Below are 18,268 nucleotides of genomic sequence, written 5' to 3'. Positions count from 1 at the left end.
GGGTCACGCGTCCCGGCGGCGCACACTCCACGCGCCCGCGAGCAGTGCGCCGGCGGCCCACAGCGCGGTCACCCCGAGCCCGGCCCAGGGCCCCGGGCCGCCGTCCGCCGACGCGTGCAGCACCGCCTGTCCCGCCTTGTCGGGCAGGAAGTCGGCCACGGTGCCCGAGGCTCCCCCGACGACGAAGGACACGATCAGGAGGAACGGGACGAGGATGCTCAGAGTGGCGACACCGCTGCGCAGAACGGCCGCGAGCCCCGCGGCGAACAGGGCCATCAGCGTCAGATAGACGGCACACCTGACGACTCCGCGCAGTTCCTCGCTCCCACCCAGCCCGCTCGCCCTGTCGCCCAGCACCGAGGTGCCCACGGCCAGGCTCGCGCCTCCCGTGACCAGGCCGGTCAGCAGCACCGGTGCCGCGATCGCCACCGCCTTGGCGAGGAACCACCGCACACGGTCGGGGACCGCGGCGAGCGAGACGCGCAGGGCGCCGCCCTGGAACTCGGCCGAGACCACCTGCGCGCCGAAGGTGATCGCCGCGATCTGCCCGAAGCTGACACCGAAGAACACCGAGAACAGCGGGTCGAAGTCCTGGCCGCCCGAGTCGTCGAGGCCCGCGAGCGCGGAGAAGGCCGTTGTGGCCAGGAGGACGGCGACCAGTCCCCCGACGAGCGACCGCAGCGTACGGATCTTGATCCATTCGGCGCGGAGTGCGGGTACGAACGTCATGATCGGGCCTCCTGGCGCCGCGTCGTGGCCGGCGTGCCGGCGAACTCGGTCCGGTTCGCCGTCAGATCCAGGTAGGCCTGTTCCAACGTCGCCTCCTCCGTGGCGAGTTCGAGGAGGGGCAGCTGCGCGGCCGCCGCGAGACGCCCGATGTCCTCCACACGCGCGTCGAGGGCGGTCCAGCGTCCGTCGTCCCCCCCGCGCTGCCTCGATGCCGTGCCGGGCGAGCAGGTCGCCCAGCGCGGCCCCCTCGGTGGCGCGCACCCGCACCCGGGGCTGCACCCGCGCGTCGATGAACTCGCGCATGGGCGTGTCGGCGAGGAGCCGGCCCCGGCCGAGGACGACGAGGTGGTCGGCGAAGGACGCGGTCTCGTTCATGAGGTGGCTGGAGACGAGGACCGTGCGGCCCTCCCGGGCCAGCTCTCGCATCAACTCCCGGATCCAGATGATCCCTTCGGGGTCGAGCCCGTTCGACGGTTCGTCCAGCAGCACCACGGGCGGGTCGCCGAGGAGCGCGGCGGCGATGCCCAGACGCTGGCGCATGCCCAGGGAGTACGTCTTCACCCGGCGCCGTGCGACCGACGCGAGTCCCGCCTCCTCGAGGACCGCGTCGACGCGCCGCTCGGGGACGCGGTTGCTCGCGGCGAGCGCGCGCAGATGGTCACGGGCGGTGCGTGATCCGTGCGCGGCCCCCGCGTCGAGCAGGGCACCCACGCGGCGCAGCGGCTCGTGGAGGCCGGCGTAGGCGCGGCCCCCGATGCGGGCACTGCCGGACGTGGGCCGGTCCAGGCCCAGGACGAGCCGCATGGTGGTGGACTTTCCGGCGCCGTTGGGCCCGAGGAATCCGGTGACGCGGCCGGGGAGAACCCGGAAGGTGAGGTGGTCCACGGCGCGCCTGCCGCCGTACTCCTTGGTCAGGTCTTGGACGTCGATACTGGTCATGGGCCCAGCGTGGCCCCCACTGACGGGTCGCCACCTCCCCCGCGGGTGGAGATCGTCTCCCCCGTCCGGGGGACCCCGGCCGCCGGCGCGGCCTGGCACGATGGCGCGATGGCCCGCCTTCTGCGCCCGCTGTCGCGGGGGACCACATACACGCGCCTGCTGCATCTGTGGGTGCCGATGCTGTTCGTCAGCGTGTGGCTGTTCATCGACATGTCGAAGCCCTGGGTGCCCGCGGCGCTGCTGATCCCGCTGGGGCTGATCCCGGCCGTGCGGCGCGGCGAGGGGGTGCAGGCGCGCCACATGCTGGCACGGGACAGCGAGGACACGGCCCTCTCGGTCGCGCCCTCGGCCACGTGGCGGGACAGATGGCGGACCGTGCTCTGGCTGGAGACGCGGATGGCGCTGGGCGTGGCGGCGTCCGTGCTCACCGTCTGGCTGCCGGTGATCGCCGTCGACGTGCTCAGGGCGGCGTGGAGCCCGGTCGCCGGCCCGGTCGTGTCGGTGTCCCGTCCGCACTGGGCCTACGCGCTCCTCGTCCCGTTCCCGCTGCTCGCCCTCTACGGCGGCGTGGTCGGCCTCGGCGAGCTGACCACGGCCGTCGCGCGCCGTCTTCTCGGCCCGTCCCCCGCCGAGCGGCTCTCCGCCCTGGAGGAGCGCACCGAGCAGCTTCTGGAGCGCACGCGCATCGCCCGTGAGCTGCACGACTCGATCGGTCACGCGCTGACGGTGGCGGTGGTGCAGGCGGGCGCCGCACGGGCGGCCTGCGACCCCGCGTTCACCGACCGGGCCCTCGGTGCCATCGAGGACACCGGCCGGGCCGCCCTGGAGGATCTCGAAAGGGTGCTCGGTGTGCTGCGCGAGCCGGGGCGGCCGGCGAGCGGCAGACCGACGCTGACCGAGGCCGACCGGCTCCTGGACTCGGCGCGCGCCTCGGGGGCGAAGGTCGACGCCGAGGTGACGGGTCCGCTGGAGACCGTGCCGGGGCCGGTGTCCCGCGAGGGGTACCGCATCCTGCAGGAGTCGCTCACCAACGTGCTGCGGCACGCGGGCGGTGTGCCGGTCCGGGTGCGCATCGCGGTCGGTGACGGCAGCCTCGGGCTGGAGGTCCGCAGTCCGCTGAACGGGGAGGTACCGGGGCCGGGCCGTGGCAGCGGGCTGCGCGGGATACGGGAACGGGCGGCGCTGCTGGGCGGACGGGCGCGCACCGGACCCGACGGGGGCGACTGGCAGGTGCGCGTGGACCTGCCACTGCGCTGATCCGTGCCGGTCGGCACCGGCCGGTCCCTACCGCCCGGCACCGGTGGCGTACGGTGGTCCGCAACGGCTCTACCGGGCACGGCCCCTGACGGTCCGTAGGGTGTGATCTACGCTGGCCGGATGCCGGTCACCGTTCTCCTCGTCGACGACGAACCCCTCGTACGGGCCGGGCTGCGCGCCGTCCTGGAGGCGCAGCCGGACATCGAGGTCGTCGGGGAGGCGGCCGACGGCGCCGCGGTGATCCCGCTGGTACGGCGGCTGCGTCCGGACGTGGTCGCCATGGACGTCCGCATGCCCCTCATGGACGGCATCGAGGCCACCCGCGCCGTCCTGCGGACCGTCAGCGATCCGCCGAAGATCCTCGTGGTGACGACGTTCGAGAACGACGAGTACGTCTACGAGGCACTGCGCGCGGGTGCCGACGGATTCCTGCTGAAGCGGGCACGGCCCGCCGAGATCGTGCACGCGGTACGGCTGGTCGCCGAGGGCGAGTCCCTGCTCTTCCCCGCGTCCGTAAGGAAGTTGGCCGCCGCGTACGGAGTCGACGCGGGCAGTCCCGCGGCACGGGCTGCCATGGAGCGGGCCGCGCTGACCGAGCGGGAGACGGACGTGCTGCGGCTGATGGCACGGGGGCTGTCGAACGCGGAGATCGCCGCGCGGCTGGTGGTCGGCACGGAGACGGTGAAGTCACACGTCAGCGCCGTACTGGCGAAACTGGGCGCCCGGGACCGCACTCAGGCGGTCATCGCGGCGTACGAGTCGGGGTTCGTGGCCCCGGGCTGAGTACGACCCGCCGGTGACGAAGGGGTCCCCGGCCCTCGCCGGAGCGCGCCGCTCCGAGTACGATCCGGCCAACACGCGCGCTAGCTGGGAGGACGGACGTTGGGGCGGTTGACCGGCGGGGACCCTTCTCTGCTGCGAAGGATCAATTCCGCGGTGGTGCTGCACGCGCTGCGGACCACTGACTGCGCGACCCTCACCGAGGTGACCCGGGTGACCGGACTGTCGCGGCCCACGGTCGAGGGCGTCGTCGAAGGGCTGATCGAGGCCGGACTCGTGGTCGAGAAGGCGGCCGAGGAGGGCGCCGCACGGCGCCAGGGGCGACCGGCACGCCGGTTCAGGTTCCGGGCCGAGGCGGGTCATCTGCTGGGGCTGGAGATCGGTCCGCACCGCGTCAGCGTGCTCCTGGCCGATCTGGACGGACGCGTACTGGGCGCGCTCTCCAAGGAGGTCGACGAGACGGCGCCGGCGGACGAGCGGCTCGACCGGCTGCGCACGGCGGTCGCCGAGCTGCTGCGCCGGGCCGGCGTCGCCCGCAGCTCCCTGCGCGCGGTGGGCGTGGGAAGCCCCGGGATCGTCGAGGCGGACGGCACCGTACGACTGGGCACGGCGCTGCCGGAGTGGACGGGGCTGCGGCTGGGCGAGCGGCTGAGCCGTTCCTTCAAGTGCCCGGTGCTGGTGGAGAACGACGCCAACGCGGCGGCGGTCGCCGAGCACTGGAAGGGTTCGGCGACCGAGTCGGACGACGTGGTGTTCGTGCTGGCCGGGCTGAGCCCCGGCGCGGGTTCGCTGATCGGCGGGCGGCTGCACCGGGGATACGGGGGCGCCGCAGGAGAGATCGGGGCGCTGCATCTGCTGGGCAGCGAGGCGACCCCCGAGACGCTGCTGTCGACCACGGACGAGCCGCTGCACCCGCTGGACGAGCAGGCCGTCGCCGAGGTCTTCGCGCTCGCCAAGGGCGGCGACCAGCGGGCCCGCGCGGCGGTCGACCGCTTCATCCAGCGGCTCGTGCACGACGTGGCGGCGCTGGCCCTCGCCCTCGATCCCGAACTCGTCGTGATCGGCGGCTGGGCGGCCGGCCTGGACGGCGTACTGGAGCCGCTGCGGCGCGAGTTGGCCCGCTACTGTCTTCGGCCGCCCAAGGTGACGCTCTCCCTGCTGGGCGAGGCCGCCATCGCGACGGGTGCCCTGCGGCTGGCCCTCGACCATGTGGAGGAGGAGCTGTTCGCGGTGGAGGGGACCGTGACGGCACGCCGCTGAAGGTCGGCCGCGAGGCCCGGCCCGACGCCGGGGACCGCACACCGGGCCGGACGACGAGGGCCGACGCCAGAGACCGGTGGGCGGAGCCCGGCCGGCGGCCTCGGGTCGGTGAGGCCCTTCACGCAAGGCCCTTTTGGTGAGGCCCGGTCGGCGAAAAGCCGTCGCGCCCCGGAGTGTCCGGGGCGCGACGGCTACGGCTCGGCGGGAGCCCGAGCTTCAGGACTTCAGGAGGCCCTGCGCTCGGGGTCGTGGTGGATCTGCACGCCGCCGGAGTCCCCGAAGGTCAGCCGGCAGGTGTCGGCACGGTAGGTGGCCACGGAGACCGCCGCGGTGCGCCCCAGCGCGCGGAACCGGGTCGTGACGACGAGGACGGGCGCTCCGGGCAGCCGGTCCAGCTCCTTGGCGTCGTCCGCGCGGGCCGAGCCGAGCTCCACGGCGCGGTCCTGGCCGTCCAGGTCGAGGCGCTGCAGTTCGCGCAGCACGGCACGCGCGCGTGCCGCCCCCTCGGGCGTGTCTATCGCCGAGAGGTCGGGCACCGAGGACGCCGGGACGTAGAGCAGTTCGGCGGCCACCGGCTGGCCGTGCGTACCCCGGGAACGGCGGATGGTGTGCACCGCGACGTCATGGCCCGTGTCCAGGGCGTCGGCCACCGAGACGGGCGGAACCGCCGTCGCGCAGTCCATGGGCTGCCAGGCGTCGCCGACCGCACCCGGCCACACGTGCTGCTCGGATCCGACGGCCACGCCCACGCGCGGCGGGGCCACGGTGGTGCCCACTCCGCGGCGCCGCTGCAGTCGCCCTTCCAGCTCCAGTTGTTCGAGTGCCTGGCGCAGGGTGGCGCGGGCGACCCCGAACCTGGCCGCGAGGTCGCGCTCGTTGGGCAGGATCTCCCCCACCGAGAACTCGGAGTCCAGTGCCTCGCTGAGCACTGTCCTGAGATGCCAGTACTTAGGCTCCGGCACCGTTTCCAGCTGCGTGGTCCCCACCCTGTCCTCCGCAATCGCCGTGACCCGGCGGCGTTTAGCGCCCTTGTTTATTAAAGGTTCCTGCACTATCTCTGCGACCATAAAGCCGCCCTCACCCTTGGTCAAGACCAATCCTCGATCCCTTACGCATTGCATAGGCGGGTGGCGCGGAGCGTTCACAAACCGTTCGCGCTGGGCGATGTTCGTGACATGACGCCGAAAGCCCCCGTCCGCGGAACGGGGGCTTTCGGCTGGTAGGGGCCTGGTGCGACTACCGGTTGCCCAGGGACACCAGCTTCTCCGGGTTGCGCACGATGTAGACGCACTGGATCCGGCCGTCCACGACGTCGAGTTGGAAGACGCTGTCGGGCTCGTCCCCGGACAGCGCCAGCAGCGCCGCGCCGCCGTTGAGCTCCAGGAGGCGGAAGGAGAGGTCGGAGGCGCCCTTCCGCGCGGCGCCGACGAGGAAGCGGCCCACCTTGTCGGCCGTTTCGATGACCCGCAGCGGCGCCTTGGACAGACCGCCGCTGTCGCCGACCAGCCGGACGTCAGGCGCCAGCAGGGACATGAGTCCCTTCAGGTCCCCCTTCGCCGCCGCGGCGAGGAACCGTTCGGTCAGATCACGGCGTTCGGCCGGGTCGACCTCATAGCGCGGGCGCCTTTCCCCGACGTGTCTGCGGGCCCGCCCGGCGAGCTGTCGCACCGCCGGCTCACCGCGGTCCAGAACGGCGGCGATCTCCGCGTACGGGAAGCCGAAGGCCTCCCTGAGCACGAACACCGCGCGTTCCAGGGGGGACAGGGACTCCAGGACGACGAGGACGGCGAGCGAGACGGAGTCGGCGAGCACGGCCCGTTCGGCGGTGTCCTCGACGGCGTCCCCGAAGTCGGTGACGTACGGTTCGGGGAGCCACGGGCCCACGTACGCCTCCTTGCGCGACCGCACCTGGCGCAGCCGGTCGATGGCGAGCCGGGTGGTGACGCGCACCAGGTAGCCGCGCGGTTCTCGGATCTCGCTCCGGTCCGCACCCGCCCAGCGGAGCCAGGCCTCCTGGACCACGTCCTCCGCGTCGGCCACCCGGCCCAGCATGCGGTAGGCGACGCCCATGAGGACGGAGCGGTGTTCTTCGAAGACCTCGGTCGCGGTGTCGGTGGTCACGGCTCCATCCCAGCCGACGCGTTCCGTCCTGTCCAGGCGGCACGGGCTCCGCCCGGAGCGGAGCGGCGGGAGGGCGATCCAGGGGTGCGCAGGGGGAGTTGACGGGCGTACGTGAGGTGGGCGCGGGGCGACGGCGGGCACCCGGGAGTGTCGCGCGGTTCGCGACCACCGGGGGCTACCCGTCGGTAGCGGTTGCTGACAAGCTGTCTACGACGTCGGTTCCGACAGCGTGTCACCAGACGAGGAGCAGCAACATGTCCGCCACGGTCTCCTTCAGCCTCCCCTCCGCGCACGGCCCGAAGACCGTGACCATGTCCTACGCGCGCGTGGGCACCGGCGAACCGCTGCTCCTGCTGCACGGCATCGGTCACCACCGGCAGGCCTGGGACCCGGTCGTCCACATCCTGGCCGCCGAGCGCGAGGTGATAGCCGTCGACCTGCCGGGATTCGGCGCGTCCCCGGCGCTGCCCGACGGGCTCACGCACGGCCTCGGCACGGTGGTGCCCGTGCTCGGCGCGCTCTGCGAGGCGCTGGAGCTCGACCGGCCGCATGTGGCGGGCAACTCGCTGGGCGGACTCCTGGCCCTGGAACTGGGCCGCGAGAAGCTCGTCCGGTCCGTCACCGCGCTGTCGCCCGCCGGTTTCTGGACGACGGCCGAGCGGCGGTACGCGTTCGGAGTGCTGATGGCGATGCGGCAGGGTGCGCAGCGCCTGCCGCTTCCCGCGGTCGAACGTCTCTCGCGGACCGCGGTCGGACGCGCCGCCCTGACCAGCACCATCTACGCCCGGCCCGGCCGCCGTTCACCCGAGGCCGTCGTCGCCGAGACCCTCGCGCTGGCCCACGCCGAGGGATTCGCCGACACGCTGCGGGCCGGTACCGCCGTCCAGTTCACGGACGACGTCCCCGGACTGCCCGTCACCGTGGCCTGGGGTACCCGGGACCGGCTGCTGCTGCGCCGTCAGGGGATCCGCGCCAAGCAGATCATTCCGCGGGCCCGGCTGGTGCGGCTGCCCGGCTGCGGGCACGTCCCGATGAACGACGACCCCGCGCTCGTCGCCCGCGTCATCCTCGACGGCAGCCGCTGAACACCGCGCGCCGGCGGCCGGGGCGCGCTTCCCGGCAGGGCGCACCCGGGCACCGGAGCCCAGGGCCACTCCCGTACCGACCAGCACGCTGCCGACGGCCTGCGCGGCACCGTACGTGCCCGTGCCGACGAGCGGTGCGGTCCAGGCCGCCGCGACGGGGATGAGGCCGGAGAAGAGCGTGGCGCGCTCCACGCCGATGCGCTGCACGCCCATGTACCAGGCCACGAAGCCGACGACCGTGACCACCACCGCCTGCCACAGCAGCGCGGTGGTCTCGGCGGCGTCCGGCGTCCGCAGCCATCCGCCGTCGGCGAGGATCCCGGCCGCCGCGGACTCGAGCGCGGCGATCCCGCACACGGTGGCCGACAGGAGCCGTGGGCCCAGGGGGCGCAGCACCGGCACGGCGAGGACCGCGAAGCCCGCCTCGCCGGCCAGCGCGCACACCGAGCACACGATGCCCGCGCCGTCGGTACGGCCCCAGCCCTGGACGGTGCAGGCGCCCAGGGCGACGAGCGTCGCCCCGTACAGGACCCGGCGTCGCGGGCGGCGCCCCTCGGCGAGGGGGAGGAGCACGGCCACGACGACCGGCGCGCACCCCACGAAGACCCCTGGGACGGCCGGTTCCGCCGTGCGTTCCGCCGCGAGCACGGCGAGGTTGAATCCGACCATGCCCACGGCCGCGAGCAGCGCGAGCCGCGCCCACTGGCGGAGTGCGAGCCGGCGCAGCGGTGCCGTGCCGTTGCGGCCGGCCAGGGGCAGCAGCAGCGCGCAGGCGAGGCCGTAGCGCAGGAACTGGCCCCCCGCGTACGGGTAGTCGCCCAGGACGCTGTTGGCGGTGAAGGAGCCTCCGACGAGGACACAGGCGAGGGCGGCGAGCAGCGACCCCTTGGTGGTGGCGTTCATGACGGTGACGCTACGAAGCGCCGTGGTCCGGTTTAAGGTCCACTTCCATGACGTCATCGGGGACCAGTCACGGCGAGCCGGACGACGCCGCCCCGGGTCCCCCGGCCGCCTCCGCCGCGCGCGGCCCCGGCCAGGCGGCCCCAGCCCTGTGGAGCGCCGCCTGGGAACTGCTCCTGCCGGCCGCTTCGGCGCCGGCACGCGCGCGGGGCCGCGCTCTTCAGGCCGCGCTGCGGGAGGCGGTCCGTACGGGCCGGCTGGCGCCGGGCACCCGGCTGCCGTCCAGCCGCGAACTGGCCGTCGATCTCGGTGTGTCGCGAGGGCTGGTCACCGAGACGTACGAGCAGTTGACCGCCGAGGGGTATCTGCGCAGCGACCGGGGCGCGGGGACCTGGGTCGGCGACGCCGTTCGAGCGGGCCGCCCGGCCGCCCGCGATCTCGCCCCGCGGCCGACCGGGACCTGCGCCGACTTCCTTCCCGGGACACCGGACCTGTCCCTGTTCCCGCGCGCCGCCTGGGCCGCCACCCAGCGCGGGGTGCTCGCCGAACTGCCGCACCACGCGCTGGGTTACCCGGATCCGCGTGGCCTGCCCCGGCTGCGCACCGCCGTGGCGGAACTGCTCGTGCGACGCCGTGGCGTGGTCGCGGAACCGGAACGCGTGGTCGTGGTGTCCGGGGTCGCGCAGGCGATGACGCTGCTCGGATTCGTGCTCCACGCGCGCGGGACGCGCGCCGTCGGCGTCGAGGACCCCGGCAGTCCCGAGCACGACGCCCTGTACGCCTCGGCCGCGGTCGGCACCGTACCGCTGCCCCTGGACGGGGAGGGGCTGGCCATGGGACCGCTGCGGGCGTCAGGCGTACGGGCGGTGGTGACGACGCCCGCCCATCAGTTCCCTTCGGGGATCGCGTACTCCGCGCGGCGCCGCGCCCAACTCCTCGACTGGGCACGCTCGGTGGAGGGGCTGGTGATCGAGGACGACTACGACGGGGACTTCCGTTACGACCGGGCTCCCGTAGGGGCGCTTCAGGGGCTCGATCCCGAGCGGGTCGCCTACACGGGGTCGGTCAGCAAGTCGCTCGCGCCCGGTCTGCGGCTCGGCTGGCTGCTCGTACCGGCGTCACTCGCCCCGGAGGTCGTCGCGCGCAAGCGGACCATGGATCTGGGGAACCCCGTCGTCGACCAGGCGCTCCTGGCGCGCTTCGTGGAACGGGGCGACTACGACCGGCAGTTGCGCCGATGCCGGCGCGCCTACCGGGAGCGGCGGGACGCCCTCGTCGCCGCTCTCGCGGAGTACTTTCCCGGTACGGAGGTGTCCGGGATCGCGGCGGGGCTGCACGTCATCGCCGCGCTGCCCGAACGGTACGGGCCTCGGGCCGACTTCCTGCTGCGGGCGACCGCGGCCGGGGTGGCGGTGCGTCCGCTGACGGACTACGAGCGGGCCGTGAGGGCGGGTGGCGTACGTCTGGTCCTCGGTTACGCGCACCGGTCCCCCGCGCGGATCCGCGAAGGGGTGCGGCTGCTGGCGGAGGCGGTACGGGCCGGGCCGGCCGGGTGAGCGGCTCGGGTGGGGAACTCGCGCGGGGGCGCGTGAGGAGCCCGGCCCACCCACCCGTGCGAGCACCGGCCGACGCACGTGCGACTCGGGAGGTGGCCGCCGCCGATTCCGTTGCCCGCGGGGCTAGTTGTTCACTCGCGGTTTCCGTACGCGCTGCGGCGTACCAGTAGTTGTGGGCTTGTATACCGGCCGAATCCGTCCCTGGAGGCGCGTTCATGTCACACCGTCCGCAAGGCCCCCTCCCGCTCCCCGGCCGCCGCAGCGTGCTGCGCGGCACGCTGGCCGCCTCGGCCGCGCTGGCGCTGCCCACCGCGCTCGGCGCCGCCCCTGCGCTGGCCCTGTCCGGACGGCCGAAGGCCGGCTGGGGCGTCCAGGCCGGCGACGTGAGCGCGCACTCCGGTCTGGTGTGGGTCCGTTCCGACCGTCCGGCCCGGATGATCGTCGAGACGTCCGCGACCGAGTCGTTCCGCAACCCGCGCAGATGGCACGGCCCGCTGCTCGGCGCGGACACGGACTTCACCGGTACGACACGGCTGCGCGGGCTGCCCGCGGGCGAGCAGATCCACTACCGCGTCCTGCTCGCCGACGCCGACGACCCGCGGCGTACCGGCGAGCCGGTGACGGGCACCTTCCGCACCGCGCCCGCGAAACGGCGTCGGGACGTGCGGTTCGTCTGGTCCGGTGACCTGGCCGGACAGGGCTGGGGCATCAACGAGTCGATCGGCGGCTACCGGATCTTCGACGCCATGGCGAAGGTGGACCCGGACTTCTTCCTGTGCAGCGGCGACAACATCTACGCCGACGGCCCGATCGCGGCCACCGCGGCGCTCCCCGACGGCGGCGTCTACCGGAACGTCACCACCGAGGAGAAGGCGCACGTCGCGGTCACCCTGGCCGACTACCGGGGCAACTTCCGCTACAACCTGCTGGATTCCGCGCTGCGCCGCTTCAACGCGCAGGTGCCGAACATCATCCAGTGGGACGACCACGAGGTCCGCAACAACTGGTACCCCGGTGAGGTCATCGGGACCGGCACGCCCTACCCGGCGGGTACGGCACTCGACGACCTGGCGGTCCGCTCCCGGCGCGCCTTCTCCGAGTACTTCCCGATCTCCACGATCAACGGGCGCCCGGACGGCAGGATCTACCGGACCGTCCACCACGGCCCGCTCCTGGACGTGTTCGTGCTGGACATGCGTACCTACCGGAACGCCAACTCGGCCGACGACCAGACCACCGACCCGCAGGGCATCCTCGGGCGGGAACAACTGGAGTGGCTCAAGCGCGAACTGGCCGCGTCACGCGCGGTGTGGAAGGTGATCGCCAACGACATGCCGCTCGGGCTGGTCGTGCCCGACCCGGGTGAGGGCAGGCCGAACTTCGAGGCCGTCGCCCAGGGCGACCCGGGTGCTCCCCTCGGCCGCGAACTGCAGATCGCGGAACTGCTGCGGTTCGTCAAGCACCGGAGGATCACCGGAACGGTGTGGCTGACGGCCGACGTGCACCACACCTCGGCCCAGCACTACCACCCGTCGCGGGCCGCGTTCAAGGACTTCGAGCCCTTCTGGGAGTTCGTCTCCGGACCGCTCAACGCCGGCGCGTTCCCGGCGAGCGCCCTCGACGGCACCTTCGGGCCGGACCGGGTCTTCGTCAAGGCGCCCACGGCCGCCAACGTCTCTCCCGCCGAGGGCTACCAGTTCTTCGGCGAGGTCGACATCGACGGCGACAGCGGGGAGTTGACGGTGCGTCTGCGGGAACAGGACGGCGCCGTGCTGTTCACCCAGGTGCTCCGGCCGGGGCGTGTGGGTCAGTAGCTCCACGGCCTCTCCCGACTCCCGTACCCTCGACGTGTCGGGTCGCGCACCGGAGTCATCCCCCGGTGCGCGCCCGCGTGGCCGCACGCGCCGACGCCTGCTTCGCCGGGCACCCGGCCGGGCCTCTCGCGGTCGCGGGTGTACGTCCCCGCGGTCGCCGCCGGTTCCCCTGGACGTCGCCGCGCGGTCCGCCGAGCGCTCCGGGGCGCGTGGTGAGCCCGTCCATGTCGCGCGGACGGCTGACCGACATGGCTCGTCCAAAGTGGTGACACGGACTCGTCGGCCCCGGACCGCAGCGACGCCGCGGAAGGACGCCTGACCAGGCGCGTAACTCAAGCGCTCCGAAGGAGGCAAAACAACCGCAAAAAGAACTACAAAAGGGATAGAAGGACACTTTACCGATCAGTCACAGACCGTTCGTGATCACGCAACACCACTCCTTCACAGTGGCTCCATGACTCCAGACATGTCTGATGTGACCCGTGCGAGGCACGGTCGTCCCGTTCACCACTGGCGGCGGGACCTCGTCGAACTCGCCGCCCTGTTCACAGCCGTCGCGGTCGCGGACGCCGCCGCCAACCTGATCGGGCACGGCCCCGACGGGGCGGCCCTGCTGGTGATCTCGGCCGCCGTCCTGGTCGCCACGGCCGGATTCCACACATGGTGGGCACGCCGCCACGGTCACGCGCCCCCGCCGGACCATACCGATGCCCGGACACCCGCCGACGGGCGGCGGTCCGGGCGGCCCGACAAGGCCACCGGGGCCACCGGGGCCACCGGGGAGACTGCGGACACCGGGGAAGCCAAGCGGTCCGGGACGAAGCCGGAGACCGCCGCCGGGGCGACGGTGCTGTGGCGGATGCGGACGACGGTCAAGGACGAGCCGGGTTCGCTGGCCGCGCTGTGCACGGCGCTGGCGCACCTGCACGTCGACATCCTCAGCCTGCAGACACATCCGCTCGCGGAGGGAACGGTGGACGAGTTCCTGCTCCGCGCACCCGCGCAGCTGGCCGCGTCCGGGATCACCCGCGCGCTCTCGCCGGCGGGCGGCTCCTGCACCTGGATCGAGCGGGCCGACGCCCACGACCTGGTGGACGCACCCACCCGCGTCCTCGGCCTGGCCACGCGAACGGCTCTGGACACGGCGGAACTTCCGCTGGCCCTCCGGCAGTTGCTCGGTCGGTGCACCATTCGTTCGCTGCCCGCCAGGTCTCCTGGATCGGGCCGGGCGGAAGAGGGCGCGCCGGTCGAAGGAGCGCTGGAGGACACGGTGATGCGGTTGCGCGCGCCGGAGGGTGGGGTGATCACGGTGGAGCGGCCGTACCTGCCGTTCACGCCGACCGAGTTCGCGCGGGCGCGGGCCCTGGTCGAGCTGGACGCGCGCCTGGGTCCGCGCATCCCCCGGGGCCAGGACATGCTGACCCTGCCGGAGGGCAACGAGATCACCGTGCGCCGCGCCGACGTGTCCGACCTGGCGTCCGCGAAGGCGATGCACGAGCGCTGCTCCTCGCGCACCCTCACCATGCGATACCACGGGCCGGTCGGGGACGCGGACCGCTATCTGAACCACCTGCTCAGCCCGCACTTCGGCCGCACTCTCGCCGTCCGGACACCGTCGGGGCGGATGGTCGGGCTCGGCCACCTCCTCTGGGACGGTGACGAGACCGAGATCGCGCTGCTCGTCGAGGACGACTGGCAGCGGCGCGGTATCGGTGGCGAGCTGCTCGGCCGTCTGGTGGCCATGGCGGTCGAGGCGGGGTGCGAGAGCGTGTACATCGTCACGCAGGCCTCCAACACCGGGATGGTCGCCGCGATGCGCGGCCTCGACCTGCCCCTCGACTACCAGATCGAGGAGGGAACCCTGGTGATCACCGCGCGCCTGGACACGACACCGGTGACGTCCCCACCTCCGTACGCCCAAGGGCAGGAGCAGGGACGGCACGGGTCGCCGCGGGGCGCGCGGGTCACCCGGGACTAGGGCCTGCCGTTTGGATCATGTCGCGGGACGCCGGGCAGACGGGATTTTCGCAACACGACCTGGCCCCAACCCTGTTCACGCCCCTCGCGCCACCGCAAGAGGCCCCGCGCACCTCGCCCGGGGCCTCCCCCGTCACCCCGTGACCGAACCCGCGTGTTCCTCCCGGAGGTTCCGGCCCCCTGCCTCCACCGCACCGATCTCCGTCGCGTGTCCCAGCGCGCCGTCCAGGTCGGCCCACAGGTCCTCGACGTCCTCCAGCCCCACGGACAGGCGCAGCAGACGGTCGCTCACGCCCGCACCGCGGCGGTCGCCCTCGGCGACGATGCGGTGGCTGATGGACGCCGGATGCTGGATCAGGCTGTCGACGCTGCCGAGACTCACCGCGGGGGTGATCAGACGGACTCCGGCGATGACCTCGTGCGGGTCCCCGTGCACCTCGAAGGCGATCATGGCGCCGCCGATCCGCGGGTAGTGGACGCGGGTGACACGCGGGTCGGCGGCCAGCCGGCCGGCGAGTTCCGCGGCGCTCGCGGACGCGGCCGTCACCCGTACCGGCAGCGTCGACAGCCCCCGCAGCAGCAGGTATCCGGCCAGCGGGTGCAGGACGCCACCGGTGGCGAACCGCACCTGGCGCAGCCGCCCGGCGAACTCCTCGTCGCAGGCGACCACTCCGGCCATGACGTCCCCGTGCCCGCCCAGATACTTGGTGGCGCTGTGCAGGACCAGACGCGCCCCCTGCTCCGCGGGGCGTTGCAGCACGGGCGTGGCGAAGGTGTTGTCGGCGAGGAGCGGTACCGAGCCGCAGGCGTGCGCGACGGCGCGCAGGTCGATCTCGGCGAGCGTCGGATTGGCCGGGGACTCGACCATGACCAGTCCGGTGTCGGGGCGCAGGGCGTCCTCGATGCCCGCCGGGTCGACCCAGGTCACCTCGGAGCCGAGCAGTCCGGCCGTGAGCAGGTGGTCGCTGCATCCGTACAGGGGCCGCACGGCGACGACGTGACGCAGGCCCATCGCGTTGCGTACGAGCAGGACCGCGCTCAGCGCGGCCATACCGCTGGCGAACGCGACCGCGCTCTCGGTCCCTTCGAGCCGGGCGAGGGCGGTCTCGAAGCGCGCGACGGTCGGATTGCCGAGGCGCCCGTAGACGGGCGGACCCTCCGGTTCGGCGCCGTCGGCCGCGAACGCGTCGATGCGGGCGGCCTCACCCCGGCTGTCGTACGACGGATAGGTGGTCGACAGATCGATCGGTGCGGCGTGCAGCCCGCTGCGGGCGAGATCCTCCCGCCCCGCGTGCACGGCCTCGGTGGCCAGAGCGTGAGTACGAGTGCGGGAACCACCCCGCGGGTCGGGGGTCCCGGTGCCGGTGAGCCCGGTACCGGCGCCGGAACCGATACCGGTGTCGCGCGTGCCGCGTATGTCCGCGTCCATGTCATCTCCGCCGAAGTCCATGCACAGCAGCCTGAACACCGGCCGGGGTCATGGCGCCAGAACCCGTGTTACGTTCGGTCCATGGCCGATTCCGTCGTACTCGATCCGGTGGATCTTCATCTGCTGCGACTGCTGCAGAACGACGCCCGGACGACGTACCGCGATCTCGCCGCGCAGGTCGGAGTCGCGCCCTCGACCTGCCTGGACCGGGTGACACGGCTGCGCCGCGCGGGAGTCATTCTCGGTCATCAGCTGCGGCTCGATCCGGCGAAGCTCGGCCGGGGCCTGGAGGCACTGCTGTCCGTGCAGGTCAGACCGCACCGCAGGGAACTGGTCGGTCCGTTCGTGGACCGGATCAGGGCGCTGCCGGAGTCCCGGACGGTCTTCCATCTCACCGGTCCCGACGACTACCTCGTGCTGGTCGCGGTCGCGGACATGGCCGACCTGCAGCGGCTGGTGCTCGACGAGTTCACCTCCCAGCGTGAAGTCGCCCGGGTGGAGACCCGGTTGATCTTCCAGCAGTGGGACTGCGGTCCGCTCCTGCCACCCGCGGGGCCGGGAGCGACGCCCACAGCGAAATCGGGCTGATGCGGGCCAAAAGCCCGCTCGGACGGGCTGACGTGCCACCTGTTCCCGTATGAGGATGTCGGCATGTCAGAGACGAAGAACCCGCTGCCCCGCGAGGTCGCCGACGCGTATGTCGACGACCTCATCGCCCTCGACCCGGTCCTCGGTACGTACCTCGGTGTGAAGGAGAGCGCCGGCAGGCTCCCGGACACCTCGCCCGCGGGACAGCGGGCCGTCGCGGAGCTGGCACGGGCGACCCTCGACCGCCTCGACGAGGCGGAGCGGCAGCCGGGCGCGGACAGCGACACCGAGCGCCGCTGCGCGCGGCTGCTGCGCGAGCGGCTGACCGCCGAACTGGCCGTGTACGACGCCGAGGAGGGCCTGCGGGCCGTCGGCAACATGCACACCGCCGCGCACGCCGTCCGGCAGGTGTTCAGCATCGCGCCGACCGGGACGGACGAGGACTGGGCGGCGATCGCCGAGCGGCTGCGCGCCGTGCCGGCCGCGCTGGCGGGGTACCGCGAGTCCCTCGCCCTCGGCCTGGAGCGCAAGCTCTACGCGGGTCCACGCCCCACCGCGACCTTCGTCGACCAGCTCACCGAGTGGTCCGCCCCGGACGCGGACGGCCGCGCCTGGTTCGAGGACTTCGTGACCGCGGGCCCCGACTCCCTGCGCGCCGAACTGGACACCGCCGCGCGGATGGCCACCCAGGCCCTGGTGGAGCTGCGCGACTGGATGCGCGACGTGTACGCGCCCACGATCCAGGGCGCGCCGAACACGGTGGGCCGGGAGCGGTACGCGCGCTGGGCACGCTACTTCAACGGTACGGATCTCGATCTCGACGAGGCGTACGCGTACGGCTGGGCCGAGTATCACCGGCTGCTCGCCGAGATGAGGACCGAGGCGGAGAAGATCCTGCCCGGCGCCGAGACGCCCTGGGTGGCGCTCGCGTACCTGGACGAGCACGGCAGGCACATCGAAGGGGTCGACGAGGTCCAGACGTGGCTGCAGGGCCTGATGGACCAGGCGATCGACGCCCTGGACGGCACGCACTTCGAACTCGCCGAGCCGGTACGGCGGGTGGAGTCCCGGATCGCGCCGCCGGGCAGTGCGGCGGCTCCGTACTACACGGCGCCGTCGCAGGACTTCTCGCGGCCCGGCCAGACCTGGCTGCCCACGATGGGGCAGACCAGGTTCCCGGTGTACGACCTCGTCTCGACCTGGTACCACGAGGGCGTTCCCGGGCACCACCTCCAGCTCGCCCAGTGGGTGTACGTCGTCGAGGACCTCTCCCGCTACCAGGCGACCGTGGGTCTCGTGAGCGCCAACTGCGAGGGCTGGGCGCTGTACGCGGAGCGGCTGATGGACGAGCTCGGCTTCCTGGCGGACGCGGAGCAGCGGCTCGGCTACCTGGACGCGCAGATGATGCGCGCCGCCCGGGTGATCGTCGACATCGGTATGCACCTGGAGCTGGAGATCCCGGCGGACTCGCCCTTCCACCCCGGCGAGCGCTGGACGCCCGAACTGGCGGAGGAGTTCTTCGGCGCGCACAGCAGCCGGCCCGCGGACTTCGTCGAGAGCGAGCTGACCCGCTACCTCTCGATCCCCGGTCAGGCCATCGGCTACAAGCTCGGTGAGCGGGCCTGGCTGAAGGGCCGCGCGAACGCGCGGCGGCGGCACGGGGAAGGCTTCGACGCGAAGGCGTGGCACATGGCGGCCCTGTCGCAGGGTTCCCTGGGCCTGGACGACCTGGTGGACGAGTTGTCCCGGCTCTGACCGCCCCCGACGGCAGCCGGGCACGGACGCACGGCGGCCCGGTCCCCACGACCGGGGCCCGCCGCGGGGCCCGGCCGC

General features: G+C 73.2%; 13 protein-coding genes and 2 pseudogenes. 9 read left to right on the top strand and 6 right to left on the bottom strand.

Features of this window, described 5'->3' with window-relative positions; all coding sequences use genetic code 11:
- Nucleotides 1-3: 3 nt before the first annotated feature.
- On the bottom strand, nt 4-729 hold the full coding sequence (locus tag ABZV34_RS09760; RefSeq protein WP_356273025.1) for an ABC transporter permease: 726 nt from the start codon (nt 727-729) through the stop codon (nt 4-6).
- Nucleotides 726-1,668: pseudogene (locus ABZV34_RS09755) on the bottom strand (ATP-binding cassette domain-containing protein). The gene ABZV34_RS09760 and the pseudogene ABZV34_RS09755 overlap by 4 nt, the downstream one beginning before the upstream one ends.
- Before the next feature lie 108 nt (nt 1,669-1,776).
- Between ABZV34_RS09755 and ABZV34_RS09750 the strand changes: the two are divergent.
- The 3 genes from ABZV34_RS09750 (at nt 1,777) to ABZV34_RS09740 (ending at nt 4,965) form a co-directional block, all read left to right on the top strand.
- Nucleotides 1,777-2,925 (top strand): histidine kinase, encoded by a 1,149-nt coding sequence (locus tag ABZV34_RS09750; protein ID WP_356273023.1) that lies wholly within the window; start codon nt 1,777-1,779, stop codon nt 2,923-2,925.
- A 120-nt stretch (nt 2,926-3,045) separates the two neighbouring features.
- Nucleotides 3,046-3,708: a response regulator transcription factor gene (locus tag ABZV34_RS09745; protein ID WP_356273021.1), complete on the top strand. Its 663-nt coding sequence runs from the start codon at nt 3,046-3,048 to the stop codon at nt 3,706-3,708.
- Nucleotides 3,709-3,807: 99 nt separating this feature from the next.
- On the top strand, nt 3,808-4,965 hold the full coding sequence (locus ABZV34_RS09740; RefSeq protein WP_356273019.1) for an ROK family transcriptional regulator: 1,158 nt from the start codon (nt 3,808-3,810) through the stop codon (nt 4,963-4,965).
- Nucleotides 4,966-5,189: 224 nt separating this feature from the next.
- Here the strand turns inward: ABZV34_RS09740 and ABZV34_RS09735 are convergent, their stop codons facing one another.
- Both ABZV34_RS09735 and ABZV34_RS09730 read right to left on the bottom strand, forming a co-directional pair.
- Nucleotides 5,190-5,951 (bottom strand): GntR family transcriptional regulator, encoded by a 762-nt coding sequence (locus ABZV34_RS09735; protein WP_356273288.1) that lies wholly within the window; start codon nt 5,949-5,951, stop codon nt 5,190-5,192.
- Between the two features lie 250 nt (nt 5,952-6,201).
- On the bottom strand, nt 6,202-7,086 hold the full coding sequence (locus ABZV34_RS09730; RefSeq protein ID WP_356273018.1) for an RNA polymerase sigma-70 factor: 885 nt from the start codon (nt 7,084-7,086) through the stop codon (nt 6,202-6,204).
- A gap of 254 nt (nt 7,087-7,340) precedes the next feature.
- Here ABZV34_RS09730 and ABZV34_RS09725 point away from each other — a divergent pair, with 254 nt between their 5' ends.
- Nucleotides 7,341-8,171: an alpha/beta fold hydrolase gene (locus ABZV34_RS09725; protein ID WP_356273016.1), complete on the top strand. Its 831-nt coding sequence runs from the start codon at nt 7,341-7,343 to the stop codon at nt 8,169-8,171.
- A gap of 72 nt (nt 8,172-8,243) precedes the next feature.
- Here ABZV34_RS09725 and ABZV34_RS09720 read toward each other — a convergent pair.
- A pseudogene (locus tag ABZV34_RS09720) lies at nt 8,244-9,074 on the bottom strand (DMT family transporter); the annotation flags it as partial.
- A gap of 47 nt (nt 9,075-9,121) precedes the next feature.
- On the opposite strand from ABZV34_RS09720, the gene ABZV34_RS09715 reads away from it, so the two are divergent.
- The 3 genes from ABZV34_RS09715 to ABZV34_RS09705 all read left to right on the top strand — a co-directional run bounded on the left by ABZV34_RS09715 (nt 9,122) and on the right by ABZV34_RS09705 (nt 14,419).
- On the top strand, nt 9,122-10,627 hold the full coding sequence (locus tag ABZV34_RS09715) for a PLP-dependent aminotransferase family protein (protein WP_356273014.1): 1,506 nt from the start codon (nt 9,122-9,124) through the stop codon (nt 10,625-10,627).
- 215 nt (nt 10,628-10,842) lie between these two features.
- Nucleotides 10,843-12,441 carry an alkaline phosphatase D family protein gene (locus ABZV34_RS09710; protein ID WP_356273012.1) on the top strand — a complete coding sequence of 533 codons (1,599 nt, stop codon included), beginning with the start codon at nt 10,843-10,845 and terminating at the stop codon, nt 12,439-12,441.
- Nucleotides 12,442-12,907: 466 nt separating this feature from the next.
- The gene (locus ABZV34_RS09705) at nt 12,908-14,419 is read left to right on the top strand and encodes a GNAT family N-acetyltransferase (protein WP_356273010.1); all 1,512 of its coding nucleotides are present in this window, start codon (nt 12,908-12,910) and stop codon (nt 14,417-14,419) included.
- Between the two features lie 132 nt (nt 14,420-14,551).
- Here the strand turns inward: ABZV34_RS09705 and ABZV34_RS09700 are convergent, their stop codons facing one another.
- Nucleotides 14,552-15,847, bottom strand: coding sequence for a PLP-dependent transferase (locus ABZV34_RS09700; protein WP_356273008.1), 1,296 nt, complete (start codon nt 15,845-15,847; stop codon nt 14,552-14,554).
- A gap of 81 nt (nt 15,848-15,928) precedes the next feature.
- Between ABZV34_RS09700 and ABZV34_RS09695 the strand changes: the two genes are divergently transcribed.
- Nucleotides 15,929-16,435, top strand: a complete 507-nt coding sequence (locus ABZV34_RS09695) for an Lrp/AsnC family transcriptional regulator (RefSeq protein ID WP_168527015.1) — start codon at nt 15,929-15,931, stop codon at nt 16,433-16,435.
- 63 nt (nt 16,436-16,498) lie between these two features.
- Nucleotides 16,499-18,190: a DUF885 domain-containing protein gene (locus ABZV34_RS09690; protein WP_356273006.1), complete on the top strand. Its 1,692-nt coding sequence runs from the start codon at nt 16,499-16,501 to the stop codon at nt 18,188-18,190.
- Nucleotides 18,191-18,268: the final 78 nt, after the last annotated feature.

The organism is Streptomyces sp. NPDC005195 (genome assembly GCF_040608315.1).
Lineage (GTDB): Bacteria > Actinomycetota > Actinomycetes > Streptomycetales > Streptomycetaceae > Streptomyces > Streptomyces kaempferi.
The sequence above is the reverse complement of the archived record's forward strand: the minus strand, read 5'-3'. Positions and strand labels throughout refer to the sequence as shown.

What these genes read in the sequence shown, in the direction of transcription:
- ABZV34_RS09710 (WP_356273012.1), top strand. Translation starts at nt 10,843, where the DNA reads ATGTCACACCGTCCGCAAGGCCCCCTCCCGCTCCCCGGCCGCCGCAGC.
- ABZV34_RS09715 (WP_356273014.1), top strand. Translation starts at nt 9,122, where the DNA reads ATGACGTCATCGGGGACCAGTCACGGCGAGCCGGACGACGCCGCCCCG.
- ABZV34_RS09705 (WP_356273010.1), top strand. Translation starts at nt 12,908, where the DNA reads ATGTCTGATGTGACCCGTGCGAGGCACGGTCGTCCCGTTCACCACTGG.
- ABZV34_RS09700 (WP_356273008.1), bottom strand. Translation starts at nt 15,847, where the DNA reads ATGGACGCGGACATACGCGGCACGCGCGACACCGGTATCGGTTCCGGC.
- ABZV34_RS09690 (WP_356273006.1), top strand. Translation starts at nt 16,499, where the DNA reads ATGTCAGAGACGAAGAACCCGCTGCCCCGCGAGGTCGCCGACGCGTAT.
- ABZV34_RS09725 (WP_356273016.1), top strand. Translation starts at nt 7,341, where the DNA reads ATGTCCGCCACGGTCTCCTTCAGCCTCCCCTCCGCGCACGGCCCGAAG.
- ABZV34_RS09695 (WP_168527015.1), top strand. Translation starts at nt 15,929, where the DNA reads ATGGCCGATTCCGTCGTACTCGATCCGGTGGATCTTCATCTGCTGCGA.
- ABZV34_RS09745 (WP_356273021.1), top strand. Translation starts at nt 3,046, where the DNA reads ATGCCGGTCACCGTTCTCCTCGTCGACGACGAACCCCTCGTACGGGCC.
- ABZV34_RS09760 (WP_356273025.1), bottom strand. Translation starts at nt 729, where the DNA reads ATGACGTTCGTACCCGCACTCCGCGCCGAATGGATCAAGATCCGTACG.
- ABZV34_RS09750 (WP_356273023.1), top strand. Translation starts at nt 1,777, where the DNA reads ATGGCCCGCCTTCTGCGCCCGCTGTCGCGGGGGACCACATACACGCGC.